We start from the raw sequence: 25,148 nt of genomic DNA on the forward strand, positions 1-25,148 counted from the left end.
ATGAGTAGGTAATGGATTACAGGTTAATTTAAGATCTATAGATTTTTTCATAAAGCGCATCATACTTTTCGCGTATAACACTACGCTTCATTTTCATGGTAGGAGTAAGATGACCTGCTTCTATGGTCCAAGCTTCTGGTGTGAGTTCAAATCGTTTTATTTGTTCCCATTTCCCAAACTTTTTATTGTATTTGTCAACTTCTTTCTGAATACGTTCAATCACAATTTCAGAAGCAGAGATTTCTTGTTCGGTATTCCCTACGTTGTGCCCTTTTAGTTCTATCCAATCCCGAACAAATTCAAAATTAGGCTGAATGAGTGCACATGGCATTTTTTCACCTTCACCAACAACCATAACCTGTTCTATAAATAAGGACTGTTTTAAATCGTTTTCTAAAAGTGTTGGAATAATGTATTTTCCACCAGAGGTCTTAAACATTTCTTTTTTACGACCAGTGATTTTTAAGAAACCATCTTCATCAATTTCACCTTTATCACCAGTATGGAAATATTCACCCGTCATGACTTCGGCTGTTTTTTCTGGGTCTTTGTAGTAACCCATCATTACATTTGGTCCTTTTATTAAGATTTCACCATCCTCGGCAATTTTTACTTCAACATTATCAATTGGCTTACCTACTGTACCTATTTTATAATGTTTGTCTTTGTACATGCCGACTGATACTACAGGTGAGGTTTCCGTTAAACCGTAGCCCTCCATTACCTGCATGCCAGCTGCGCCAAAAACTCTCGCCAATCTTGGTTGAAGCGCTGCACTGGCAGATACCATTGTGCCTAACTCGCCACCAAGAGCTTCTCGCCATTTACTAAAGATTAATTTATTGGCTATTTTTAGTTTAAACTCATACCAAGCACCATTTTTTCCATAGGGCACCCATTGCTCACCTAAGCCGACGGCCCAAAAGAACAAACCTTTTTTAATGCCAGAGAGTTCTTCGCCTTTAAGCATTATTTTGTCAAAAACTTTTTCCAATAGTCGTGGGACAACACTCATAAGATTAGGCTTTATCTCTTTAGCATTATCACCAATCTTATCTAATGCTTCTGCAAAATAGATTGAAGTTCCTGCATATTGATATACATATATGAGTACGCGCTCAAAAATATGACAGATTGGTAAAAAACTTAAAACTCTGGTTTCACCTGTAGGTGGAAGAGGTACTCTTGGAGTACTATCCAATACGTTACTTGTGATATTCCAGTGAGAAAGCATGACTCCTTTTGGTCGTCCTGTTGTACCAGATGTATAGATAATCGTTGCCAGATCTTCGGGCTTAACGGCATCTTTTCTTGCTTCAACTTCTGGTTGATTAATTTCATCTTTTCCTAATTCAAACAGTTCAGAATAGTGTTTACACCCATTAATGGTATTGAATGAATACACTTCCTTTAACTTAGTTTTGTCTTGGATTTTTCTAACTTTTTCAAGCACTTCTTCGTCTGAAACAAAACAATAAATAGACTCGCTATGATTGAGTACATATTCGTAATCTTCAGCACAAATAGTCGGATAAATAGGAATGTTCTGCGCACCAGTTTGAAGAATCCCTATATCCATAATATTCCATTCTGTTCTGTTAGTTGAGGATATAACAGCTATTTTGTCATTTTTCTGCACACCCATTTTTAAAAGGGCACGACTCACAGCATTTGCTTTTTCTAGGTATTCTTTGGTAGACATCGGTGTCCATTTACCATCATATTTGGTAACCAATGCACTTTTATTGGGTTTATGCTCTAATTGGTAATAGGGAAAATCAAAAAGACGAGTTACTTCTGTCATATATAAAGATACTAGTTAAGGGATATTGCGAAAATATGAAATTTACAGTTATTATTTTAAAGAGTCAAAATTTATAAATAAAGTAGAGCTCTTTTGTTGACAGTGCTTTAAATACTCAATGCAGAAAAATCAAAGGGCCTTAACGAAAGTTAAAGCCCTTTAATATAAATGATACTTTTAACCCTAATTACTAATAAATTGTAAGCATTTCCCTAAGTAATTAACCCTTTATTAGCAAAAAAAAGTATCTCATCAAATGTAAATACAATAAATGACGATTTGATGTAAATTATCGAAATGCTACTTGTTTAAATATTTATTTAAGAATGGATGTTCGGTTTTAAAATAGTCCTTTGGTGACTGCTTCATAAAATGTTTAAAGTCTCTGGTAAAATGAGAACGATCGTAATAATTATACATATAGATTAAATCTTTTAACTTTATAGTATTGCTCTCGTATTTACGCATTAACTTCACAAAACGATATAAGCGTATATATCTGCCAGGAGTTAACCCAACGATGTTCTTAAAATGGGTTTCAAGAGTCTTTTGGCTAAAATCTACGTAAGCTAACAAGTCATAGGTGTTTAGCATACCTTCTTTAGAATGGATATGAGCTATTAACCCGTCAATTATATCTACAACAGAATCATTTTCATTGGGTAGTTTTAAAATGGCTTGCTTTAAATTTTGAACTAATTTGGGTATGTCACTTTCATGTTCTATAAAAATAGTATTGAGCAAATTATGTAGCTCTTTGGAAAAAGAATCTAGAAGCACATGTTTGTTCTTAATTTTTGAAACATCTAATTTTGTTAACTTATATAATGTAGTTGGATGCAACATCATTCCAAAAGAATGCCCTTTTTCTTCAACTAAAAACTGAAATGATTCATAGAATTGACCAGTCACAATTAGTCCACTGAGCTCGGTCTCTTTTTTTTTATAAATAAATCTATGTTGATTTTTAAAAATAAAGGTAATTGCTGTAGAACACACCGGCAAAACGGTAGATTCAAATGGCAGATCGCTATCATCAAAAGTGAGATGGAAAAATTCTTCCACTAAAGAACTTACCCTATCAGTCTTATAATACTTTAGTGTCATACCTACATTGCTTATGTAAGTAAATTACGACAAAAATATTAATAACTAAAATTTAAATGTCCTTATTTATTTTCAATCCATTTCCTAGCATTCACAAAAGCCTCAAGCCAAGGTGAAACTTCATCTTTTCTGTCTTTTGGATAATACGCCCAGTTCCATTGAAAGATGGAGCGTTCTATATGTGGCATTGTGACCAAATGACGACCAGTAGCATCACACATCATTGCTGTATTAAAATCAGAATGATTAGGATTTGCAGGATAAGCATCATAACCATATTTAGCAACGATATCATACTTGTCTTCTGAGTAAGGCAATTTGAATTTACCTTCACCGTGGGAAATCCACACACCTAAACTTGAGCCCTCCAGGCTAGAAAGCATTACAGAATTGTTTTTTTGAATTTTTACCGATGTAAATACGCTTTCGTGCTTACCAGAATCGTTGTAAGTTAATTTTCCATGTTCGTCATGATCTGGATTCACAAGATCCAATTCCATCCACAATTGAGCTCCGTTACAAATGCCAACAGAAAGTGTGTCTTCTCTTGCAAAGAAATCTTTAATTACTTTATTGGCTTTGTCATTGTACTTGATTGCTCCAGCCCAACCTTTTGCAGAACCTAAAACGTCAGAATTACTAAAACCACCAACGGCTCCTAAAAACTGAATGTCTTCAAGCGTTTCCCTTCCCGAAATTAAATCGGTCATATGCACATCCTTAACATCAAAACCAGCTAAGTACATGGCGTTTGCCATTTCGCGTTCTGAATTACTTCCTTTTTCTCTTAGGATTGCAGCTTTTGGTCGCGTACTATCATTGCGAGCCTGCCTGTCGGCAGACAGGGAACTTTTTTGTGACGTGGCAATCTCATCACTAAAAACAGATTGCTTCACTTCGTTCGCAATGACGTCTTGAAGTTTCCCTGTAAAACGATCTGGAAAAGTATATTCTAGAGGCTGTTTTTTATAATTGTTGAAACGCTCTTTTGCCAATCCATTAGCCGTTTGCTTTTGGTCGAGTAGGTAAGAGGTCTTGTACCACATATCTCTTAATTTCGAGACGGTCATGTTAAACGATTCATTACCATTAATAATACCCAAAGCATCACTATTCATTACTTTTCCAATGTTGTGGAACTCAATGTTGGCATCTTTTAAAATGCTTTCTACTGAATTATCCTCAGCTTGAAAAACAATACCTGCATTTTCGGCAAAAAGAACTTTAAATGAATCTTCTTCCTGTAGGCTTGTGAGATTTAGTTCTGCTCCTAAGTTATTATCTGAAAAACAGAGTTCTAACAAGGTTGTGATTAAACCACCTGAAGCTACATCGTGTCCAGCAACAATTTTATCATTCTTAATTAATTTTTGAATCGTATTAAAAACGGTTTTGACGTACTCTGCACTCTTAATATTTGGTGTAGCGGAACCAATCTTATTATTGATTTGAGCGAAAGAACTTCCTCCCAACTTATACGAATCTTGTGATAAATTGATATAGTAAATTGAGCCTTTTCCTTTTTGAAAAACGGGTTCTACAACTTTAGTAATATCGTTACAATTAGCAGCGGCAGAAATGATTACTGTACCAGGAGAGATAACATCACCGTCAGGATATTTCTGTTTCATCGAAAGTGAATCTTTTCCTGTTGGGACATTGATGCCCAAATCTATTGCAAAATCCGACACAGCTTTTACAGCTTCATACAAACGTGCGTCTTCACCTTCGTTTTTACAAGGCCACATCCAGTTGGCAGATAACGACACACTTTTTAACCCATCCTTTAACGGTGCCCAAATAATGTTAGTCAACGCTTCAGCAATTGAATTTCTGCTACCAGCTTCAGGATTAATTAATCCCGAAATAGGTGAGTGCCCAATTGAAGTCGCAATACCCTCTTTTCCCTTAAAATCCAATGCCATAACTCCGACATTGTTCAAAGGTAATTGTAAAGGACCAGCACATTGTTGCTTGGCAACTTTACCTCCAACACAGCGGTCAACCTTGTTTGTTAACCAATCCTTACAAGCGACAGCTTCGAGTTGTAAAACCTGGTCTAAATAATCGTAAAACTTATCTCTACTGTAAGCAACGTCGGTATATTCTTTTTTTACGGTAGTGTCCTTCATTATAGTTTTAGGTGAACTACCAAACATATCCTCTAAATCCAAATCCATAGGTTTGTCTCCTTTGGTTTTAGATTCAAAACAAAAGTGCTTATCGTCGGTAACGTCACCAACAGTGTAAAGTGGTGATCTTTCGCGCTCTGCAATTTTGCTTATATGATCTAGGTTTTTCTCAGCAATCAATAAACCCATACGTTCTTGGGACTCATTACCGATAATTTCTTTGTTAGATAAGGTTGGGTCACCAACTGGGAGTTGATCTAAGTCTATGCAACCACCAGTATCTTCAATAAGTTCAGAAAGACAGTTGAGGTGACCACCAGCTCCATGATCGTGAATGGAAATGATATCATTTTTTTCGTTTTCTACCATACCACGCACTACGTTAGCGGCACGTTTTTGCATTTCAGGATTAGAACGTTGTACAGCATTCAATTCAATACCAGAAGCAAATTCACCAGTATCAGCAGAAGAAACCGCTGCGCCTCCCATACCAATTCGGTAGTTGTCACCACCTAAGACAACGATTTTGTCACCTGCTACAGGTGTTTCTTTTATAGCTTGGTCGCGTTTGCCGTAACCAACACCACCAGCCAGCATAATGACTTTGTCATAACCTAGTTTTCTAGCTGTTCCGTTGCTTGCAGTCGAAACGTCATTTGATTCATCATGCTCAAAAGTAAGAACTGATCCACAAATCAATGGCTGACCAAACTTGTTACCAAAATCTGAAGCTCCGTTACTGGCTTTAATTAAGATGTCCATTGGAGTTTGGTATAGCCATTTACGCTCAGGAAATGCTTTTTCCCAAGGACGATCTTCATTTAATCTCGAATATGAGGTCATGTAAACCGCAGTACCTGCTAATGGTAAAGAACCTTTTCCACCAGCAAGTCTATCTCTAATTTCTCCACCAGAACCTGTGGCAGCGCCATTAAAAGGCTCAACAGTTGTTGGGAAATTATGTGTTTCTGCTTTCAGGGAAATTACAGATTCAAAATCTTTGGTGGTGTAATAATCTGGTACGTCTGCACGTTGTGGTGCAAATTGCTCAACAACAGGCCCTTTTATAAAAGCGACATTGTCTTTGTATGCCGAAACAATATCATTAGGGTTTTGTTTAGAGGTTTCTTTTATAAGTTTGAATAGAGAGGTTTCTTTTTCTTCACCATCAATAACAAATGTACCATTGAAGATTTTATGACGACAGTGCTCTGAGTTTACTTGTGAAAACCCAAACACTTCAGAATCCGTTAACGGTCTTCCAATACGTTTTGAAACACCTTCGAGATACTCAACTTCTTCATCACTAAGCGCCAAACCTTCGGCTTCATTATATGCTGAAATATCTTCTATTTGCTTAATATTTTCAGGTTGAATGTCAATAGTGAAGATATCTTGATTCAATCCTGAAAATTTTTCAGAAATCATAGGGTCGTAACCTTTGAAGTCTTCTGCACAGTTGGTGAACTCTTCAATTCTTAGAATACCATCAATTCCCATATTTTGGGTAATTTCTACAGCATTTGTACTCCACGGAGTGATCATGGCTGCTCTGGGACCAACAAAAAAAGCATCGATCGATGCTTGTTCTATTTTAGGCTCGTCGCCAAATAACCATGTCAGTTTAGAAATGGTTTCAGTTGATAATTCTTTTGTTGCTTGAACAGCAAATACCTTACTGTTTTGGTTTCCGAAGAAATGAATCATTATGTGCTCTATTGATTAGAAAATTAAAAGCACAAAGTTAATTCTTTTTGAGATAAAGTAAGCTATTAATTGGTTGACAATACCAAGACTTATTCAACAGGTTTTAAACAAAAAAGGATAGCACACTGCTATCCTTTTTTTATCGTTTTATCAAACGTTTTGTTACCGAACTATTGCCTTGGCTTATCTTTATGAGATAGATACCAGACGTAAGTGTTCTTACATCTACGGAACTAGAATTTGAGATATAAGTTTTTAGAACGCGTTTGCCCATTATATCATAAATTTCAATTCTAGTAGAGATGTCTGCTTTTAGCTTAACGTTTAATTTATGTCTAACAGGATTAGGATAAACAGAGGAAAATTCTTCTGTGTTGTCGTCAACACTAAGCGCAGAATAACAAGTCCAAGAAAGATTATCTAAAGCCACTCTTGCACTCCCTGAATCATTGTCTTGAATAACAACTTGTACATCTCCCTCAACATTAATAGAAGGAATCGTTATGGTTTGTACGGTATCATTATATGCGATTGTACCTTCTAAATTTCCATTAACCAATACGTCTAATGTACCGTCCGTGCCTGTAAAGTTACGTTGCGTTGTGATGGTTAAATCACCTATACCGTTTGGTACTATTGGTGAAGTTAACGTACCATTGGTTGTGTTTCTAAAATCTATCAGAATAGCTCTTCCATCTATGGTTTGGTCCGTTCTTGCCTCTGATGCATTCCATTGACCGTTGGTTCCGGTCCAGGTCCTACTCGTATAAGATGAGCTTGACGCTGGAATATTTTCAAAATCTTCAAGTGCACAATTTGTCCCGCTTCCATTATCTGTTGTGGTTTCGCATGCCTGATTGCTAAAACCCGATTCATTGTTGGAAGCATCAATGGCCTTTACCGTAAAGCAATAAGTAGTATCAGAGTTTAATCCCGTGGCAGTTGCAGAATTGGTGCTTGCACTAAATGCGTATACCGAATCAATATAAATATCGTAAGCATCGACAGCAACATTATCAGTAGAAGCAGTCCATGTAAGATTAATTGTACTATTCGTTGGGTTAGAAGCCACTAAATTTGTTGGATTTGATGGTGCTTCTGTGTCTGGTTCTGAAACCCATATGTCTGTAACATATTGTGGATTGTCAACAAAAGGATTTCTGTTGTTCTGATAGTTGAAAATAGCATTGTTTCTATCGATTTCCTTTTGAGATACTGGATCGTTTTGATGCCAAGTGAGTAAAATATTTAAAAAAGGATCAGCAATGGCTTTGTCGTTAGATCCATCAAACATAGGGTAAGCACTCCAGTTATCAACTTGGTCTTCGTAGCGGGTAACAAAATAAAAATACATTCTTGCTACGTCACCTTTAAATTCATCAATGGGTTCAAAAACTGTACCTGTGTAACCTGCTGAATAACCACTGTTTAAATTCCCTCCAGCTTTGGAGCCATTCATCGTAGGATTAGAAATACCACTTTGCGATATTAACTGCGAATCATCAACAACACCAAACGGCAAATTACTTCTAAAACCATTTACACGTCCATCTGTAGGTACAACATGGTGTGCATCATCTACCATTGGACTTGCATCATTTACAGCAGATTGTGGAATAATGTGTTCTTTGTTATAGCAATCTGATTCACTATCATAGTTGCCACATTCATCCGAGCCATAATTATAATTATATGGGTCTGCGCCATTTGGATCTTCAGAATAAATATCGAGAATGGTATTGTCGTTTTCGTAATAATTGTCCCTATCGCTGGTAGCGTAGAGGGCATCTAAATTGTCACCTTGATTGTTATGCGTGTATTCTGGTGATAAACCGTCATTTGTACTATTGATTATTCGTTTAAGCTGGGTTTTAAGTGTGTAACCCGTTAAACCGTCAGCAGAGCTATAGTAGTTTGCTGGAGCTTGTGCGCTCGCTATGGTGCATAAAAGTGTTAATACAACTAAAAAGTAAAAATTTTTCATAAGCAATTAAAAATGAAGCGTAGCTATTTTTTTTCTAATAAAGCCATATAAAATCCGTCAAAACCAGATTTGTGGGCTAATATTTTTTTATCCTTTATTAAATTAAATTCTTTTCCAGCCTCCGAAGTTAAGAATTTTTCTACTTGTTCTTGGTTTTCAGAAGGTAAAACAGAACAGGTCGCATAGACCATTTTGCCACCAGATTTTACCATTTTAGAGTATTGCTCTAAAACTTCAGACTGTGTTTTTTTGATATTTTCAATAAACTCTGGTTCTAATTTCCATTTAGCGTCAGGATTTCGTCTTAAAACACCTAAACCAGAACAAGGTGCATCTATCAATAAACGGTCTGCTTTACCATGCAGTTTTTTTATGGGTTTGGTAGAGTCAATCACCTTCATCTCAATATTATGAACACCATTACGACGTGCTCTAATCTTTAACTTTTTCAACTTACTTTCGTAAATATCCATAGCTATGACCTGACCTTTATTTTCCATCAATGCTGCTAAATGCAAAGTTTTACCACCCGCACCTGCACAAACATCTACAACTTTCATGCCTGGTTTTACATCAAGAAAATCTGCAACTAATTGAGATGATGCATCCTGCACCTCGAACCAACCATTTTTAAAAGCTTCGGTTTTAAATACATTGGCACGTTCCTTTAGTTTTAGTGCTGAAGGATGGTCTGGTAGAAATTCGGTTTCAATATCTTCAGACTGTAACTTTAGTTGAAGATCTTTTTTATTGGTCTTTAAGGTGTTCACTCTTAAAATGACATCCGCTTGCTCGTTTTGCTTCTCTATTTCTTTAGTCCATTCGGCTTCCCCTAATTCCTTTAAGCCCAAGTCATCCATCCAATCTGGTATGGATTCACGGTATTTTCTCGTTCTGGACAGTTCATCAAAACGCCCTTTTATTTTTCGGGTAGGTGTGTCGGTGAAATATTTCCAATCGGGTAGTTTAATGCCTTTTAGCGTTGCCCAAACGGCAAATAAACGCCAAAGATTATCTCTATCGTATGGTGCTTTAACATCTGCAATTTCAGAATAGAGTCGTTTGTAGCGCACAATTTCGTAAACGGTCTCTGCGATAAAACCTCTATCTCGACTTCCCCAACGCTTATCGCGTCTCAACAATTGCTGAACCACCTTGTCGGCATATTCGTTTTCATTGAAGATTTTGTGTAAACCATCAATGACTGCAAAGCATAAATTTCGGTGTAGTCGCATTTTTTTTTAAGTTATCAGTCTCAGTTATCAGTCTTCAGAATACTATTGCTATTGTTTTGGTTGAATCTATAGTACAACTGTATACTGAGACTGCAAACTGCGAACTTTTTAAGAGCATGCAAAGGTAATAGAAAAGTTGGGATGTACGGTAGTTTATTATAAAGTCTTTATCTTTTGATGATTAATAGAAATAGACGCAAGTTTTTTGCTAAAATTGCATCTATATATAGTAACCTTCATAGCAAGATATTTTTTTGACTGAAACAGAATTTATAAAAGAATTACAACTAAAAAGTACTGCTGCTTACAGCAAACTTGTTGACGATTTTCAGCAAAAAGTCTTTGGCACTTGTATGTCCTTTGTGCCTAACGTAGAAGATGCGGAGGATATAGCGCAAGATGTGTTTGTGGAGGTTTTTAATTCTATTTCAAAATTTAAAGGAGAATCTAAATTATCGACATGGATTTATAGAATCACCACTAATAAATGTTTGGAGTTTATTAGAAAAAAGAACACAAAAAAGCGTTTTGCTTTTATGCAGTCCATAACTGGTAACGCGATTCCGATTGATAAGACAAATTATTTTACGGAAATCAATCATCCGGGAATTTTGTTAGAAAACAAAGAGCTTAACGCTACCTTATTTAAGGCCATAAGTAGTTTGCCAGAAAGCCAGGGCGTAATTTTTACCTTGCATAAAGTGGATGGAAAGAGTTATCAGGAAATAGCCGAAATAACAAATAGAACATTATCTTCTGTGGAGTCGGTAATGTTTAGAGCGAAGAAGAATTTACAAAAGTTATTGGAAGATTATTATAAAAATGAATATTAGCACAAGTTTTTAATGGCTTTTGCATCTAAATACAACGAGTATGAGAACGAACCCTGAAATAAAAAAGAAAGTTGAACAGACTTTGTCTTCTATTGAGCAAATGGAAGAAGTGAAGGTGTCTCCTTTTTTTAAGGAAAAAGTAATGCATCAAATTAGAAATGCATCAGAAGATAAGAACGAGACTATTTTGTCCTGGTTTACTCCAAAACTACAATTGGCAACCTTGGTCTGTATTGTGATACTTAACGTTATCGCGTTTTCAAATTTAGAGGACAATAACTATGATGAAAACATTAACGAATTTGCTGAGTCCTATGGTTTGTCAACAAATACTGATCTTGCAATATTAAATGACTTATGAAAAAGAACACCATTCTATACTTATTGATTATCATTCTCATAATTGCCAACGGATTTTTTCTGTACAATTATTTAGGGCATAACGATAAAAAGCGAGATAGACAAAAAGACAGAACAAGTTTTATTATAAAAAAGCTTGGTTTTGAGGGAGAGCAGATAGATAGATTTAAAAACTTTAAAGACTTACACCGTGAAAGAATGCGTCTAATATCTGATGATATAAAAGTGTTGAAAGACAGTTTGTTTGATAAACTTCCTGAAGATGAGGTTTCTGAGTCTTATATTGATTCTTTAACGAGTTTGATAGCTGAAAAAGAAAAAGCCAAGGATAAAGAAGTGTTTGCTTATTTTAAGAGGGTAAGGGATTTGTGCCAAGGTGATCAAAAGGAAAAGTTTGATAAAATTCTTAAAGATGCTCTAAATAGAGGGGATAGAAACCGTAATGGAAAATCAAAAAGGGATAAGGGTCATCGACCGTCTTCAAAAGATTAGCAACGGTATAAGTTTGACTTAAAGACCTTCAATTTTATTTGAAGGTTTTTTTATGCTTTGTTTAACATTCTAAGCAACAAGTTTTTAGAGTCAATTGCATCTAAAGATATATAAAGACTTAAAGAAGAAAAACATAAGTCAACCTGTATTAAAACAAGAATTTGAGTTAGTCCAAAAATTTTTGATTTATTGTTAATTTGAAAGGCTTTGCGATAATTTCGTAAAGCTTTTCTATTTTTAGGGAAAATTGAAACGTATGCGTTATTTCATTACCTGTTTGGTGCTAATTGGTCTTATGTCTTGTAAATCTGAAGAGCCTCAGAAACCTAGAAATATTTCTAAAGTTGAAATTGAAACATTATTACAAGATTCGCTTTTAAATGTTAGAGCTTTGGAAATAAATGAAGGTAGAGTTGTAGCAGCAACTTCAAAAGGGGATATTTATCAAAATATTGGGTTTAATGATAAATTCGATTATGGCAGATACTGGGAAACAACTGAAGACTCACTAATGAATAATAATTTTAGGTCACTAGCTTTTCAGGGTGACTACACTTATACTTTATCAATTGGAAGTCCAGCAAAATTATTTCAAGGAGGTTGGTTAAAGTATTATGAGGCTAATGATAGAGCCTTCTACGATTCCATGGACTTCTGGAACGACCAAGAGGGTATTGCAATTGGTGACCCAACAGACAATTGTATGAGTATTATTATTACCAGAGATGGTGGAGAAACTTGGACAAAACTATCTTGCGATGATTTACCAAAAGCTAAAGAAGGGGAAGCTGCATTTGCGGCGAGCGATACAAATATTTCTATAATTGGAAACCATACTTGGGTAGCCACAGGTGGCAAAGTAAGTCGAGTTTTATATTCACCAGATAAAGGAAAAACTTGGAACGTTTACGACACGCCAATTATACAAGGCAAGGAAACCACAGGTATGTATTCCATAGATTTTTATGATGAAAATAACGGTTTTGCTATTGGTGGTGATTACACCAAACCTAACGATACACTAAACAATAAAATAAGAACCCAAGATGGCGGAAAAACCTGGCAAGTGGTAGCCAATGGCAAAGGTCCAGGTTATAGAAGTTGTGTGCAATATGTACCTAATAGCAATGCAAAGGAATTGGTTGCTATTGGTTTTAAAGGTATAGATTACAGCAATGATGCTGGTGAAACCTGGAAACATTTAAGCGATGAAGGGTTCTACACCATTCGGTTTTTAAATGATTCCGTGGCTTATGCTGCTGGTAGAGGACGAATTAGTAAGTTGACGTTTAGGGAATAAAAAAAGAAACCGATGACTTCTTTTTTATTTGTTTTAATTTTTTCTGTTGCGTTTGTCTCGCATTTGCTTTAAACGTTCTAATAGTATTTTATTAAACTGATCTTCAGCAGCTTTTAGTAGTATGATTTTTTTTGAGGAGATCACTTCCTTTAAATCTTGTACGAGCTGTAATTTGGCTTCATGCATATCGGTTTCAGCCTTCATTAATTTTTCCAAGAGTTCATTGGCTCTTTTGTCGGAGACATCACCACGTCGCATTTCTTGTTTTAAAGGCTGTAAGTCCTTAGACTTAATGTCTTCCACTTTAGCTTCATAGGCATTATAAATAGGCCAGAATTGTTGTGCTTCTTTAGTGGTTAAGCTCAACTTTTCGGTTATGAATGCTATTTTTTGAGCTTTTATGCGTTCTTGCATTTTACCTCCATTTTGGGCAAAACTTGAAAAGCTTATTAACAAAACTAGTATTGGGATTAATTTTTTCATAATTGTATTTAATATTTATTCTAACATAGCTTCTATATCTACATTGTCTAGTAAATAAGATTCTAAGTTTTCTTCATTATAATTTGTCTGTGTTATTGTGAAGTCTTCTTCCAATATTTCTGCGTCAGAAAGTAATTGCGCTAACTCATAACTATCTAAATCTTGACTTTCGAGATAGGTTTCTACCATTTCTACTGAAAGTTCTTCAGTAGAACCACCTTTTCCTATAAATATGGCAAAAAGCAACACTAAAGATGCTGCAATACCAGCGATGTAATATAATCTTTTCCTAGAACTCAACTTCACTACACGAGTTTCATCTTCATTTAATTTACGCATTACGTTGTCTTCAACGGAATCAAAATAATCCTTTGGGACTTTAAAACCTGTTGATTGCACATCACTTATCGATTGGCTTTCAGACATACGCTCAAAGAGTTTGTCCTCAAAGGATTCAAAGTAGTGGTCAGGTGTTTTAAAACCTGTTTTTTTAACGTTATGTAGCTTATTTTTTTTCACGTTTTTCTGAACTTCTTTCAGTATCTGTATCTAAGACTTCAAATTACTAAAATGGTTTAATCCGAAGTTAAAAAGCTTTCTATTTTTTTTACTGCGATATGATATGATGCTTTTAAAGCTCCCTCGCTTGTTTCCAATATTTCTGATATTTCCTTGTATTTTAAATCGTCAAAGTATTTCATATTAAACACCAGTTGTTGTTTTTGAGGTAACGTAGCAATGGCTTTCTGCAATTTTAATTGAATGTCGTCACCTTCAAAATAAACATCTGCAGTTAAATTGTTTATGGCATAGGTTTGGTGTTCTTCGTTAGAAATCTGTAAGCGTTTAGCATTCTTGTTGATGTGGGTTATGGATTCGTTGGTTGCAATACGATACATCCAAGAAAATAATTTACTATCTCCCTTAAACTTGTCTATGCTTCTATGCACTTTAATAAAAGTATTCTGAAGCACATCATCAGCGTCATCATGGCTAATCACAATCTTTCGGATATGCCAATACAAACGTTCTTTATAGAGATTTAGAAGTTCTCTAAAAGCCGCTTCTTTAGATTTGGGATTCTGAAGACGTAATATGAAATCTGATTCGTCGGTCAAGCCAATTACTTTACTGTTTAGACCATTGAAATTACTAAAAAGTTTAATGGATAAAAATATTAATTTTCTCTTCGGATATTTAAACATTGAAAATCAGCTAATTATAATTTTTAACTTCGATAAAATGCAAAAAAATACGATAAAAAGCACTTTTTTCTTGTTTTGTAGAATTATTTATTATATGTTTGGCTCAGCTTAACCTATTAACTGTTATCAGTTTCCCCAAATCTGGTAACAAAAGAAAAGGATGCATGTAACAGTGCATCCTTTTTCCTTTGATAGTATTGTTTAAATTGACTTACTCAAAACTCTGCATTTCAACCAACTTTTTATAGACTCCGTTTTTAGCTAAGAGTTCTGTGTGTGTTCCTTGTTCAGCAATTTCACCTTTGTGCAACACTACGATTAAATCAGCATTTTGTATTGTTGAAAGTCTGTGCGCAATAACAATAGACGTTCGGTTTTTCATCATTTTTTCCAACGCATCTTGTACCAGGCGTTCACTTTCGGTATCTAATGCAGATGTTGCCTCATCTAAAATCATTATGGGAGGATTTTTCAATACAGCTCTGGCGATACTCAAACGTTGTTTTTGCCCACCTGACAGTTTACCACCCGAATCTCCGATATTGGTGTCTATACCATTTGGCAAATCTTTTACAAATTCCCAAGCATTGGCAATTTTAAGCGCTTCTATGATCTCTTCTTCTGTGGCATCTTCCTTTCCAATTCTTAGATTATTGGAAACGGTATCATTAAATAGTATAGAGTCTTGGGTTACTAATCCCATTAAACTGCGCAGAGAATATTTGGTTAAACCTTTAATATCATCTCCATCAATAGAAATACTTCCAGTATTTACATCATAGAAACGCGTAACCAAATTGGCAATAGTACTTTTTCCACTGCCAGATTGCCCAACCAAGGCTACACTTTTGCCCTTAGGTACTGTTAACGTAAAGTTTTTTAATACATAATCATCTTCATATTTAAAGGAGATGTTGTCTAACTTTATTTCAGAATTAAATTCTTCTTTAATCTTGGCATTAGGAATATCTTCTAATGGAGAAACAGTATTGAGAATCTCCAACACGCGTTCTGCAGCGGCATTACCTTTTTTTACACTATAACTTGCTTTACTTATAGCTTTTGCTGGTGTCAATATATTATAAGCTAATCCCATATAGACTATAAATAATCCTGGGTCTAAGGCATTATCTCTAAGGACCAAACGGCCACCATACCATAAGAGTATTGCGATAACCGTAATACCTAGAAACTCTGAGGTAGGTGAGGCTAAATTTTGTCGATGTAATAATTTATTGGAAAAGTTAAAAAATCGATTTGTGGATTCTTGAAAACGTTTGTTAAACGAAGACTCTGCATTAAAACCTTTAATCACCTTTAAACCGCCTAAGGTTTCTTCAACAATAGATAGAAACTGGCCTTGTTCCTTTTGAACATAGCCCGATTTTCGTTTTAGAGATTTTCCTATTAAAGAAATTATAAAACCACTTACAGGTATAAAGATAAATACAAAAATAGTAAGCTTTATACTTATCAGCACCATCATAATAATTGTAAAAATTATCATCAATGGCTCACGTACAATTAACTCTAATATAGATAAGAACGAGGACTGAATTTCTTGAACATCACTTGAAATACGAGCAATAGTATCTCCTTTGCGTTTTTCTGAATAATAAGAAACAGGAAGAACCATTATCTTTTCATAAAGTTTGTTCCTAATATCTCTTAGTACTCCATTTCTTAGAAAAGTTATAAAGTACATCGCTAAATAGGCAAAAATGTTTTTTAACAAGAACATTGTTATTACAAGACCTACCATGAAAATTAACACATCGTCATGACCTTCAATAGATTTTTGAGTTACAAAATAATTGAGATAATTTTCGCCATAATCTTTGATGTTGCTTAAACCTGTCCATTCTGGTTTTACCATCAAAGGTTCAGTTTTTCCGAATAGCACGTTAAGCATAGGAAAAAGTGATACCATTGATAATGTACCAAACAGAGCATAAAAAATATTACAAACAATATTTAATATGGCGTAGCCTTTATACGGTTTGGCAAAACCAAGAATTTGTCTAAAATAGTTCATCTACAGTTTCATGTCCTTTAGGATGGTGTCAATTCTATTTTCCAACAATTGCTCCGTTTCCTTAAAAGCAGACATATTGTCTAGTTTGGTGTTTACACTAACGTAGAATTTTATTTTTGGTTCGGTACCACTAGGTCGTAATGCAATTTTACTACCGTCTTCCGTATAGTAAATCAACACGTTGGATTTTGGAATCTCTATCGGTGATTCAGTACCATTTATAAGATCTTTTGCAATGGATAATTGATAATCCTCAACACCTACTACTTTAGAACCATTGACTTCCTTTAATGGATTTTCCCTAGCATCTATCATCATTTGTTTAATTTCTTGGGCACCTTCAATACCTTTTTTGGTTAATGAAATTAAACGCTCTTTGTAGAAGCCATGTTTAACATATAAATCAATTAATTTTTCGTAAAGTGTTTTGCCTTCAGCTTTAGCTTGTGCGGCAATTTCACAGGCCAAAAGGGTAGAGGTAACGGCATCTTTATCTCGCACAAAATCACCAACCATAAACCCAAAACTTTCTTCACCACCACCAATAAAATCGAGCTCAGGAAAATCCTTAATCATTTTGGCAATCCACTTAAATCCTGTTAAGCCAATTTTATATTCAACATCATAAGCATCAGCCAAAACGGACATCATAGGTGTAGATACAATAGTACTGGCAATAAATTGATTGCCATTTATTTTTCCTGAATTTTTCCATTGTTCTAAAAGGAAATCCGTCATTAATAACATGGTTTGGTTTCCATTTAGGATAACGAGGTCATTTTCCAAATTGCGAGTTACCACACCCAAACGATCACAATCTGGATCTGTGCCTATTACAATATCTCCATCTACTTTTTCGGCTAGCGCCATTGCCATTCTAAGCGCCTCAGGTTCTTCAGGGTTTGGTGATGCAACTGTTGGGAAATCACCATTAGGATCAGCCTGTTCTTCAACAATGTTCAAATTGGTGTAACCAGCACGCTTTAACGTCTCGGGAATGGACATAATTGACGTTCCGTGTAAAGAGGTGAAAACCACATTCAAATTTTCTCTCGCTTCTTTGGATGTGTCAAAACTTCCATTTTTTACTGAATCGTCTATAAATACATCGTCAACAGCTTTTCCTATGTATTCAATTAAACTGGAATTTGCTTCAAATTTAATTTCAGAATACTCCAGTTGGTTGATTTCAGTAATAATTTCACCGTCCTGTGGTGGTACTAATTGTCCGCCATCTTGCCAATAGACTTTATAACCGTTATATTCTGGTGGATTGTGTGAAGCCGTTAATACGATACCACAATGACAACCTAAATGTTTTAATGCAAAAGATAACTCTGGTGTTGGTCTTAAATCTTCGAATAAAAAAACCTGGATCCCATTGGCAGAAAATACATCAGCTACTACTTTTCCAAAAGTCTTGCTATTATGCCTACAATCGTATGCAATAGCAACTTTTACATTTTCATCTGGAAATGACGCATTGAGGTAATTACTCAATCCTTGCGTATTCTTTCCTAGCGTATATTTGTTAATTCGATTGGTTCCTAGCCCCATAACACCTCTCATTCCGCCAGTACCAAACTCTAAATCCTTATAAAAACTTTCTTCCAGCCCTTTGGGATCAGAAGCTATCATGTGTTTTATTTGGTCTTGGGTATCCTTGTCAAATGTTGGAGTGAGCCAACTGTTGACGCGCTCTAAAATTTCAGGTTTAATGTAAATCATGGATAAACGGTGTTTATACTACAAATGTAAACATTTCGACTTTTTATGTTTACAAAGTACCCAGTAAATTGAGGGCGTTAGGATAAATTAATGTGATCTTTAATGTAATAGCGTTGCTCTTGGCGTTTGGTGCGCAAAATAAGTTCTCCTAAAAAGCCAGCAATAAAAAACTGGGAGCCAATAATCATGGTAGAAAGCGCTATATAAAACTGAGGTCTGTCAGTGATTAATCGACCAGTTGGGTCAAAGAACAATTTGTCCAATCCTAAATATAGTGCAAACCCAAAACCGATAATAAACATTATGACTCCAAGTGCACCAAAGAGATGCATTGGTCGTTTACCAAAGCGTGAAATAAACCAGATGGTAATGAGGTCTAAAAAGCCATTAATAAAACGATTCATGCCAAATTTGGTCTTACCATATTTTCTGGCTTGATGTTTCACTACCTTTTCACCAATATTGGTAAACCCTGCATTTTTTGCCAAAACAGGAATATAACGATGCATTTCTCCATATACATCAATATGTTTAACCACTTGATTTGAATAGGCTTTTAAACCACAATTAAAATCGTGCAGTTTTACTTTAGAAGTTCGTCTTGCTGCCCAATTGAATAATTTTGAAGGTAAATTTTTTGAGATAACAGAATCGTAGCGTTTCTTTTTCCAGCCTGAGACAAGATCATAACCTTCTGAAGTGATCATATTGTATAACTCAGGAATTTCTTCTGGATTATCCTGTAGATCAGCATCCATGGTAATAACCACATCGCCTTCTGCTTGTGCAAAACCTGCATGTAGGGCTTGTGATTTACCAAAATTCTTTAAAAAACGAATCCCTTTAACATATGGGTTGTTTTCCGATAGTTCAGAAATCACTTGCCAAGACTTATCAGTACTGCCATCATCGATGAACAGTATTTCGTAAGAAAACGAATTGGATTGCATCACAGACACAATCCAATTATGTAGTTCTTTTAAAGATTCTTCCTCGTTTAGTAGTGGTATTACTACTGATATGTTCATATAATGTTGTCTAAAGTCTAGACTTCAAAAATAAGAAATTATTTAAGGCTTATTTAAGAATTATTTTTCATTACTAATCCGGCAATTAATGACCAGATTAAACCAAAAAGTGCACTCATAGCAACCCAGAATGCAGAACCAATTAATGGATTGGTAAACATTTCAATCATTTTTATGCTTTGCTCCACTTGTTCTTCTGTCATGTTTGGATTCTCAAGCATTTTATCTTTTAGCAACCTCCAATGCTTGTGCCATAAATTCTGGATCAATTACGTAGTTAAAAATAAAGCCATAGATTACATAAACGAGTGCACTCACCACAGCTATGGCTAAACCTACTTTTATAGCATCTCCTAAGCTCAAAACATTAGCATTAGCTTTTTTGTATTGCCCAATAGCATAAAAAATAACTACAGGGAATATAATGTAGTATAAATAATTTGGCCATTGCACTCCTTCTAGTGCCAAGCCAGTAACATACATAATTACTGCAATAGAGATCATTACTAGCCCTAAGATTAGGCCATAGTTAAGCGCAAATTTACCAGCCTTTGGTTTTTGATGTTCCATAATTAAAATGAGTTTTAGTGGTTAATTGTTTAGTTAGTACTCAAATATAGTTATTTGTTACAGTAAATTGTAAAATAAAAATTATTAAAAAGATTGTACATTTATAAAAAATACTTAAATTTGCACCTCGAAAAAATCGAAAAATTTTAAAGCATTTAGTGATGAAAGCAGGAATACATCCAGAAAATTATAGAGTAGTAGCGTTTAAAGATATGTCTAACGAAGATGTGTTTTTAACTAAATCTACTGCAGAGACAAATGAAACTATTGAGGTTGAAGGTGTTGAATATCCATTAGTGAAATTGGAAATTTCTAGAACTTCTCATCCTTACTACACTGGTAAGTCTAAATTGGTAGATACAGCTGGTCGTATTGATAAATTCAAAAACAAATACGCTAAGTTTAAGAAATAAACCTAGTTCACAGATAAACGTTAAAAGCCTTTCTATGTCAGAAGGGCTTTTTTGTTTTCTACAATTAAATTACTTTTGATACTGAAACAAGTATGATTTTCTAGAAAAGTTATTTCTGGCTTCGTGCTTCTAACTTCAAACTCTCATGAACTATATACTTTTCGACGGTCCATATCGCAACAATCTTCTGCCATTTACATATACCAGACCAGTCGCTGATATTAGAGTAGGTATTTTAACCATTCGCCAAAAGTGGGAATCATATTTAGAATATACCACAACAACAGTAACCGAGGATTATCTTTCGGATAAATTCCCAATGGTGGAAATGGAGGAGAATATAATGATAAATGCGTCTTTTTTACCTAATCTTGAAGTTGTTGAGATGGTGAAAAACCTTAGTCATAACCAAGCGGTTTTTAAAGGAGAAGATGTGATTGCTTTTTTCGCAAAAGAAGGAGAGGAGGTCACTGATTTTTCAACATTTGAAGCTGTGGAGTTTGCAGGAGACATTATAAAAATTGAACATACTTGGGATATATTCTCAAAAAATGGTGAAGCTATCGAGGAAGATTTTAGATTGATTACAAAGGATAGAAAATCAAAGCCTATTCCAGCAACGGTAAATACTATAAAGCCAGAAAATATTTTTATTGAGAAAGGTGCAAAGCTCAATTTTGTGACACTGAATGCAAGCTCAGGACCCATTTATATTGGTCGTGACGCTGAGGTAATGGAAGGCTCAGTAGTTAGAGGACCTTTTGCCCTTTGTAACAATGCCACATTAAAACTGGCAACAAAAATTTATGGACCAACTACAGTTGGACCACACAGTAAGGTTGGAGGCGAAGTGAATAACTGTGTCCTTTTTGGCTATTCTAACAAAGGGCATGATGGCTTTTTGGGAAATTCCGTTTTGGGCGAATGGTGCAATCTTGGTGCAGATACCAATAATTCTAACTTAAAGAATAATTATGCAGAAGTGCGCCTTTGGGATTACCAAACTGGTGGTTTTGCCAGAACCGGATTGCAATTTTGTGGACTCATGATGGGAGACCATAGTAAATGTGGTATCAACACCATGTTTAATACTGGTACGGTTGTTGGTGTAAGTGCTAATATCTTTGGAAGTGGTTTTCCACGCAATTTTGTACCAAGTTTTTCTTGGGGAGGAAGCAAAGGTTTTGTAACCTATAAAACCAACAAGGCGTTTGAAGTTGCAGAAGTTGTGATGGCAAGACGTAAAGAAGAATTTACAGATAAGGATAAAGCCATTTTAGAGCACGTTTTTGAAGAAACCAAACAATATAGAAGAGAATAGCTATTATGAAAACCAAATTTGCAATACTACTTTTACTAACCTTAGCCTATGGCTTTGCACAAAGCGAAGACGTTGAAGTAAAAAAACTAGAGATTAACACCAAACTCGATCATTTTGCAGCACGAGTGGTAGGCGATAAAATCTTCTTTAGCCATAATCTTACAACTAAGCGAGGTCGCGCGATTAAGGATAAGTACGATGGATTTATTTATATTATGTACGAAGCTCCGTTGAGCGAAGATGGTGAAATTAAGGACGAAAAACCTGTCGTTAAGACAGAACTCGGCCGATTTAATATGTCTTCAGCCACATTTTCTAAGGATGGTAAATACATGTATTTTACAACAAACCACATCGATAAAGGGGAGAACAAGTTAAAAGGTGTTGAAACCTATAATTTACAAATAAGACGTGCAGAATATGTAGAAGGTAAAGGTTGGACCAATTTTGAAACTTTACCATTCTGTGACCCTGATCATAATTTTGCACATCCTGCTTTGAGTCCAGATGGATCTACTCTGTATTTTATCGCTGATGTAAAAGGAACAAAAGGCAAATCTGATTTATACAAGGTTTCAGTCTCTAATCATAAAACCTATGGTGAAATTACACCATTGGGAGAAACCATCAATTCCTCACGTACTGAAATTTTTCCTTTTGTAAGTGCGGATAACAAACTGTATTTTACTTCAGATCGACGTGGCGGCAAAGGAGGTTTGGATATTTATGTTTATGATTTAGAATCTAGTGACGAGGAGCAAGTTCCTGTATCTTTGGATGAGCCTATAAACAGTAGAGGGGATGATTTTTCTTTCTTTTTGAATGACGATTTAACTACGGGTTATTTATCATCAAGGCGCTATAGAGGCGAAGGTGGTGATGATTTGTATTATTTTTCAGAATTTAAATAATTGAATTGGTTATTAATCCAAATTTGAAATTTAGGTAGAATTAATTATACTTAATTGGTAATCAAAATTCTTCACGTAATTAAAGAGTATATTCAAATTATTTTTAGTGGGCTATAAAGTATTATAAGCTATGCGTAAAATTTTATCTTATCATTTTATAGGCTATTTAACTCTAATCATTGTTGTTGTAATTATTAATATTGCTCTAAAATATGGAGACGACTCGAGCTACTACCGTTATTTCATAAAACCAATTGTACCAGCACTTATATTACATTATTTTTTTAAGAATATTCGAAATTATAAAAGAGAAAAAGCTGTACTAGTAGTTTTTGGGATACTTTTATTTTTTCTTGGTGATTTATTTTTTTTAGATCGCTATTCTGTTTTCAGTTTTAATATGGCTATAGTAATGTTGATTTTTGCCAAAATTTGTTTCATTGTTCGCTTCTTAAATCATGAAGATTTTAAAATTAAGCGGATAATTCCATTCTTAATTTTCTGTAGTTTATATATACTTTTTATTTTAACAGCGATTATTAACAATATAAAGGATATTTATTTTGTTCAGGTTTTGGTGTACTTATTCATTACCCTCTTATTTGGATTGTTTACATATCTTAGATACAGGGCTGTAAATAAAGTTAGTTTCGTCCTGGTTTTAATAGGTTATTTACTAATTTTGGTCGTAGATGGTTTGTCAGCCTTGAATATGTTTACGCCTGGCTTTCAATACAATTTATTTAGTAGTACTATAATTGCATTGGCATTTAACTTATCTCAGTTTTTTATTGTAGTGGGACTATTAAAAGAGACTCCAGAAATCTCATAGGTTAAACCGTAGAGCACTAACTATCTAGTTTTTTGCACGTATTTTAAGTCTAATAAATTTGTCGCATTAATTCCCAACCCTTTTACCTCTTTTCTGGTAAATCGTACCACTTCATCATAAAACATCGGTACAATTGGTGCTGATGCCATCACTAGAGAATCCATTTTGGTATAAAGTTGTGCTCTTAGTACAGGGTTGGTTTCGAGATAAGCTGCTTCGTACATCGCATCAAATGCCTCATTACTAAAATGCGTGTAATTTGGACCGTTTGGAGCAAAGTTTTTGCTATAATATAGGGATAGATAATTTTCTGCATCAGGGTAATCGGCAATCCAACTTGCTCTGAAAAAGTCGAGTTGACCGTTGGCTTTTGCATCTTTTAAGCTTGATGCTGGGATGACATCAACATTGACATTAATGCCTATTTTCTGAATTTCGCGCTGAATAAATTCACAAAAGCTGAGATAATTACTTGTTGTGGTTAAAGTAACTTCAGGATTTTGGATGCCAGTTTCCGATTTAAACTCTGCAATAAGTTGCTTTGCTTTTTCAGGTTGATATGTAAAACCAATGGAATCATCATAACCTGGAAGCCCTTTTGGGATAAACCCTCCCGACGCAGGAATCCCAATACCATTTCTCAAATAGGTCATCATTTTAGCCCTGTCAAAACCTATGTTAATGGCTCTTCTTAGTTTTGCGGATTGCAAAGCTTCAACGTCAGTTTCCATAAAAAACGCCAAATATTCAGTATTGAGATATGGTCCACGAATCATATTCACGTCATTGGCATATAGTTCACGCAATTTCCCGTCGGCTGTTAACACTTCATCTTTATAGGATGCATCCAGACCAGATACAAAATCAATATTGCCTTGGGCAAATTGTAAAAATTCACTTTGCTTGTCTGGTAAAAAGGTAATGGCTATGGCTTCGAGATAGGGTAATTGTTTTCCGTTGTTATCTTTTTCAAAATAATTGTTGTTACGTCTAAAAACTAATTTTAAATTTTCTTCCCAACGCCTAAATTTAAAAGGACCTGTGCCAATAGGATGCGACCTAAAGTCATTGCCATAATGTTCTACTATTTCTTTGGGTACGACTGAACAATACTTCATAGTCAACAGTCCCAAAAATGCTGGAAAAGGTTGTTTCAGTTTAATTTGAAATGTAGAATCATTTACTGCTGAAAAACTTTCAACCTTCTGTAGCACCCAACTTCCTGGTGAAGCTAATCTTTCATCTTCCAATCGATTAAAACTATATTCAAAATCTGAGGCTTTTACGGTTCTTGTAGAATCTTGTTGGAAGAGCTCATGTTTATGAAAATAGACGTCTTTCCTTAGGTTGAACGTGTAAGTTGTAGCACTATCAGTAATCGTCCAACTTTTGGCAATACAAGGTTTTACGTTCAATTGATCATCCATTTGCACTAACCCATTAAAGAGTTGGTGTGTAGCCCAAATATCTGCTAAATCCTTTGAGAATGCAGGATCTAAAGAGCCAATACTTTTGTGTTCGTTGTATCTAAAAACAAGGTGATCTTTATCGGTATCTTTTTTTTGGTTGCAAGAAAACAGCACAACAATGCAAAAAAATGATAATCTCGTGAGTTTTAGCATATAACTAATATGTTGTAAATTTGCAGCCACAAAATTTGTAAGCGAT

Annotated in this window: 22 protein-coding genes; 8 read left to right on the top strand and 14 right to left on the bottom strand. The window is 35.0% G+C overall.

Annotated features, from left to right (window positions below; translation table 11 throughout):
• Positions 1 to 28: 28 nt before the first annotated feature.
• From SIB89_RS14760 to SIB89_RS14780, 5 genes are all read right to left on the bottom strand, one after another.
• The gene (locus SIB89_RS14760) at positions 29 to 1,804 is read right to left on the bottom strand and encodes an AMP-dependent synthetase/ligase (RefSeq protein ID WP_412560383.1); all 1,776 of its coding nucleotides are present in this window, start codon (positions 1,802 to 1,804) and stop codon (positions 29 to 31) included.
• Between the two features lie 300 nt (positions 1,805 to 2,104).
• Positions 2,105 to 2,911 carry a helix-turn-helix domain-containing protein gene (locus SIB89_RS14765; protein ID WP_155089477.1) on the bottom strand — a complete coding sequence of 269 codons (807 nt, stop codon included), beginning with the start codon at positions 2,909 to 2,911 and terminating at the stop codon, positions 2,105 to 2,107.
• Between the two features lie 62 nt (positions 2,912 to 2,973).
• Complete coding sequence (gene purL, locus SIB89_RS14770) at positions 2,974 to 6,750, bottom strand: phosphoribosylformylglycinamidine synthase (protein ID WP_412560384.1); 3,777 nt, start codon at positions 6,748 to 6,750, stop codon at positions 2,974 to 2,976.
• 139 nt (positions 6,751 to 6,889) lie between these two features.
• Positions 6,890 to 8,734 carry an endonuclease gene (locus SIB89_RS14775; protein WP_412560385.1) on the bottom strand — a complete coding sequence of 615 codons (1,845 nt, stop codon included), beginning with the start codon at positions 8,732 to 8,734 and terminating at the stop codon, positions 6,890 to 6,892.
• A gap of 23 nt (positions 8,735 to 8,757) precedes the next feature.
• On the bottom strand, positions 8,758 to 9,969 hold the full coding sequence (locus tag SIB89_RS14780; RefSeq protein WP_412560386.1) for an RsmB/NOP family class I SAM-dependent RNA methyltransferase: 1,212 nt from the start codon (positions 9,967 to 9,969) through the stop codon (positions 8,758 to 8,760).
• Between the two features lie 254 nt (positions 9,970 to 10,223).
• Between SIB89_RS14780 and SIB89_RS14785 the strand changes: the two genes are divergently transcribed.
• From SIB89_RS14785 to SIB89_RS14800, 4 genes are all read left to right on the top strand, one after another.
• Positions 10,224 to 10,802 carry an RNA polymerase sigma factor gene (locus SIB89_RS14785; RefSeq protein WP_155089481.1) on the top strand — a complete coding sequence of 193 codons (579 nt, stop codon included), beginning with the start codon at positions 10,224 to 10,226 and terminating at the stop codon, positions 10,800 to 10,802.
• Between the two features lie 40 nt (positions 10,803 to 10,842).
• The gene (locus SIB89_RS14790) at positions 10,843 to 11,163 is read left to right on the top strand and encodes a hypothetical protein (protein WP_155089482.1); all 321 of its coding nucleotides are present in this window, start codon (positions 10,843 to 10,845) and stop codon (positions 11,161 to 11,163) included.
• Complete coding sequence (locus tag SIB89_RS14795) at positions 11,160 to 11,654, top strand: hypothetical protein (RefSeq protein ID WP_412560387.1); 495 nt, start codon at positions 11,160 to 11,162, stop codon at positions 11,652 to 11,654. Before SIB89_RS14790 ends, SIB89_RS14795 begins: the two co-directional genes overlap by 4 nt.
• Before the next feature lie 256 nt (positions 11,655 to 11,910).
• Positions 11,911 to 12,954: a WD40/YVTN/BNR-like repeat-containing protein gene (locus SIB89_RS14800; protein ID WP_412560388.1), complete on the top strand. Its 1,044-nt coding sequence runs from the start codon at positions 11,911 to 11,913 to the stop codon at positions 12,952 to 12,954.
• Between the two features lie 33 nt (positions 12,955 to 12,987).
• Here the strand turns inward: SIB89_RS14800 and SIB89_RS14805 are convergent, their stop codons facing one another.
• The 8 genes from SIB89_RS14805 to SIB89_RS14840 form a co-directional block, all read right to left on the bottom strand.
• Positions 12,988 to 13,437 carry a sensor of ECF-type sigma factor gene (locus SIB89_RS14805; RefSeq protein ID WP_412560389.1) on the bottom strand — a complete coding sequence of 150 codons (450 nt, stop codon included), beginning with the start codon at positions 13,435 to 13,437 and terminating at the stop codon, positions 12,988 to 12,990.
• 15 nt (positions 13,438 to 13,452) lie between these two features.
• Positions 13,453 to 13,956, bottom strand: a complete 504-nt coding sequence (locus tag SIB89_RS14810) for a hypothetical protein (RefSeq protein WP_155089486.1) — start codon at positions 13,954 to 13,956, stop codon at positions 13,453 to 13,455.
• Between the two features lie 56 nt (positions 13,957 to 14,012).
• Positions 14,013 to 14,555 (bottom strand): RNA polymerase sigma factor, encoded by a 543-nt coding sequence (locus SIB89_RS14815; RefSeq protein ID WP_155089487.1) that lies wholly within the window; start codon positions 14,553 to 14,555, stop codon positions 14,013 to 14,015.
• 298 nt (positions 14,556 to 14,853) lie between these two features.
• Positions 14,854 to 16,677, bottom strand: a complete 1,824-nt coding sequence (locus tag SIB89_RS14820; RefSeq protein ID WP_412560390.1) for an ABC transporter ATP-binding protein — start codon at positions 16,675 to 16,677, stop codon at positions 14,854 to 14,856.
• Positions 16,678 to 18,405, bottom strand: a complete 1,728-nt coding sequence (locus SIB89_RS14825; RefSeq protein WP_412560391.1) for a phospho-sugar mutase — start codon at positions 18,403 to 18,405, stop codon at positions 16,678 to 16,680.
• A gap of 77 nt (positions 18,406 to 18,482) precedes the next feature.
• Positions 18,483 to 19,433, bottom strand: coding sequence for a glycosyltransferase family 2 protein (locus SIB89_RS14830; protein WP_412560392.1), 951 nt, complete (start codon positions 19,431 to 19,433; stop codon positions 18,483 to 18,485).
• Positions 19,434 to 19,486: 53 nt separating this feature from the next.
• Positions 19,487 to 19,636, bottom strand: coding sequence for a hypothetical protein (locus SIB89_RS14835; protein ID WP_412560393.1), 150 nt, complete (start codon positions 19,634 to 19,636; stop codon positions 19,487 to 19,489).
• 19 nt (positions 19,637 to 19,655) lie between these two features.
• Positions 19,656 to 20,003: a DUF4199 domain-containing protein gene (locus SIB89_RS14840; RefSeq protein ID WP_412560394.1), complete on the bottom strand. Its 348-nt coding sequence runs from the start codon at positions 20,001 to 20,003 to the stop codon at positions 19,656 to 19,658.
• 161 nt (positions 20,004 to 20,164) lie between these two features.
• On the opposite strand from SIB89_RS14840, the gene SIB89_RS14845 reads away from it, so the two are divergent.
• From SIB89_RS14845 to SIB89_RS14860, 4 genes are all read left to right on the top strand, one after another.
• Entirely contained in the window at positions 20,165 to 20,416 is a 252-nt protein-coding gene (locus SIB89_RS14845) for a type B 50S ribosomal protein L31 (RefSeq protein ID WP_155089492.1), read from the top strand.
• 145 nt (positions 20,417 to 20,561) lie between these two features.
• Positions 20,562 to 21,737 carry a GlmU family protein gene (locus SIB89_RS14850; protein WP_412560395.1) on the top strand — a complete coding sequence of 392 codons (1,176 nt, stop codon included), beginning with the start codon at positions 20,562 to 20,564 and terminating at the stop codon, positions 21,735 to 21,737.
• 5 nt (positions 21,738 to 21,742) lie between these two features.
• Positions 21,743 to 22,648: a TolB family protein gene (locus SIB89_RS14855; protein ID WP_412560396.1), complete on the top strand. Its 906-nt coding sequence runs from the start codon at positions 21,743 to 21,745 to the stop codon at positions 22,646 to 22,648.
• A gap of 130 nt (positions 22,649 to 22,778) precedes the next feature.
• A complete protein-coding gene (locus SIB89_RS14860; protein ID WP_412560397.1) occupies positions 22,779 to 23,480 on the top strand; it encodes a lysoplasmalogenase family protein in 702 nt (233 codons plus the stop codon).
• 20 nt (positions 23,481 to 23,500) lie between these two features.
• Here SIB89_RS14860 and SIB89_RS14865 read toward each other — a convergent pair whose 3' ends face one another.
• Positions 23,501 to 25,102, bottom strand: a complete 1,602-nt coding sequence (locus tag SIB89_RS14865; protein WP_412560398.1) for an ABC transporter substrate-binding protein — start codon at positions 25,100 to 25,102, stop codon at positions 23,501 to 23,503.
• Between the last annotated feature and the right edge of the window lie 46 nt (positions 25,103 to 25,148).

Origin of the sequence: Winogradskyella sp. MIT101101, from assembly GCF_047126865.1 — a bacterium.
In the GTDB taxonomy this organism is placed as follows: Bacteria; Bacteroidota; Bacteroidia; order Flavobacteriales; family Flavobacteriaceae; genus Winogradskyella; species Winogradskyella ouciana.

Bases quoted from the DNA above. Each gene is read 5' to 3' on its own strand.
- SIB89_RS14760 (WP_412560383.1), bottom strand. From the start codon at position 1,804: ATGACAGAAGTAACTCGTCTTTTTGATTTTCCCTATTACCAATTAGAG.
- SIB89_RS14765 (WP_155089477.1), bottom strand. From the start codon at position 2,911: ATGACACTAAAGTATTATAAGACTGATAGGGTAAGTTCTTTAGTGGAA.
- purL (WP_412560384.1), bottom strand. From the start codon at position 6,750: ATGATTCATTTCTTCGGAAACCAAAACAGTAAGGTATTTGCTGTTCAA.
- SIB89_RS14775 (WP_412560385.1), bottom strand. From the start codon at position 8,734: ATGAAAAATTTTTACTTTTTAGTTGTATTAACACTTTTATGCACCATA.
- SIB89_RS14780 (WP_412560386.1), bottom strand. From the start codon at position 9,969: ATGCGACTACACCGAAATTTATGCTTTGCAGTCATTGATGGTTTACAC.
- SIB89_RS14790 (WP_155089482.1), top strand. From the start codon at position 10,843: ATGAGAACGAACCCTGAAATAAAAAAGAAAGTTGAACAGACTTTGTCT.
- SIB89_RS14795 (WP_412560387.1), top strand. From the start codon at position 11,160: ATGAAAAAGAACACCATTCTATACTTATTGATTATCATTCTCATAATT.
- SIB89_RS14800 (WP_412560388.1), top strand. From the start codon at position 11,911: ATGCGTTATTTCATTACCTGTTTGGTGCTAATTGGTCTTATGTCTTGT.
- SIB89_RS14805 (WP_412560389.1), bottom strand. From the start codon at position 13,437: ATGAAAAAATTAATCCCAATACTAGTTTTGTTAATAAGCTTTTCAAGT.
- SIB89_RS14820 (WP_412560390.1), bottom strand. From the start codon at position 16,677: ATGAACTATTTTAGACAAATTCTTGGTTTTGCCAAACCGTATAAAGGC.
- SIB89_RS14825 (WP_412560391.1), bottom strand. From the start codon at position 18,405: ATGATTTACATTAAACCTGAAATTTTAGAGCGCGTCAACAGTTGGCTC.
- SIB89_RS14830 (WP_412560392.1), bottom strand. From the start codon at position 19,433: ATGAACATATCAGTAGTAATACCACTACTAAACGAGGAAGAATCTTTA.
- SIB89_RS14835 (WP_412560393.1), bottom strand. From the start codon at position 19,636: ATGACAGAAGAACAAGTGGAGCAAAGCATAAAAATGATTGAAATGTTT.
- SIB89_RS14840 (WP_412560394.1), bottom strand. From the start codon at position 20,003: ATGGAACATCAAAAACCAAAGGCTGGTAAATTTGCGCTTAACTATGGC.
- SIB89_RS14845 (WP_155089492.1), top strand. From the start codon at position 20,165: ATGAAAGCAGGAATACATCCAGAAAATTATAGAGTAGTAGCGTTTAAA.
- SIB89_RS14850 (WP_412560395.1), top strand. From the start codon at position 20,562: ATGAACTATATACTTTTCGACGGTCCATATCGCAACAATCTTCTGCCA.
- SIB89_RS14855 (WP_412560396.1), top strand. From the start codon at position 21,743: ATGAAAACCAAATTTGCAATACTACTTTTACTAACCTTAGCCTATGGC.
- SIB89_RS14860 (WP_412560397.1), top strand. From the start codon at position 22,779: ATGCGTAAAATTTTATCTTATCATTTTATAGGCTATTTAACTCTAATC.
- SIB89_RS14865 (WP_412560398.1), bottom strand. From the start codon at position 25,102: ATGCTAAAACTCACGAGATTATCATTTTTTTGCATTGTTGTGCTGTTT.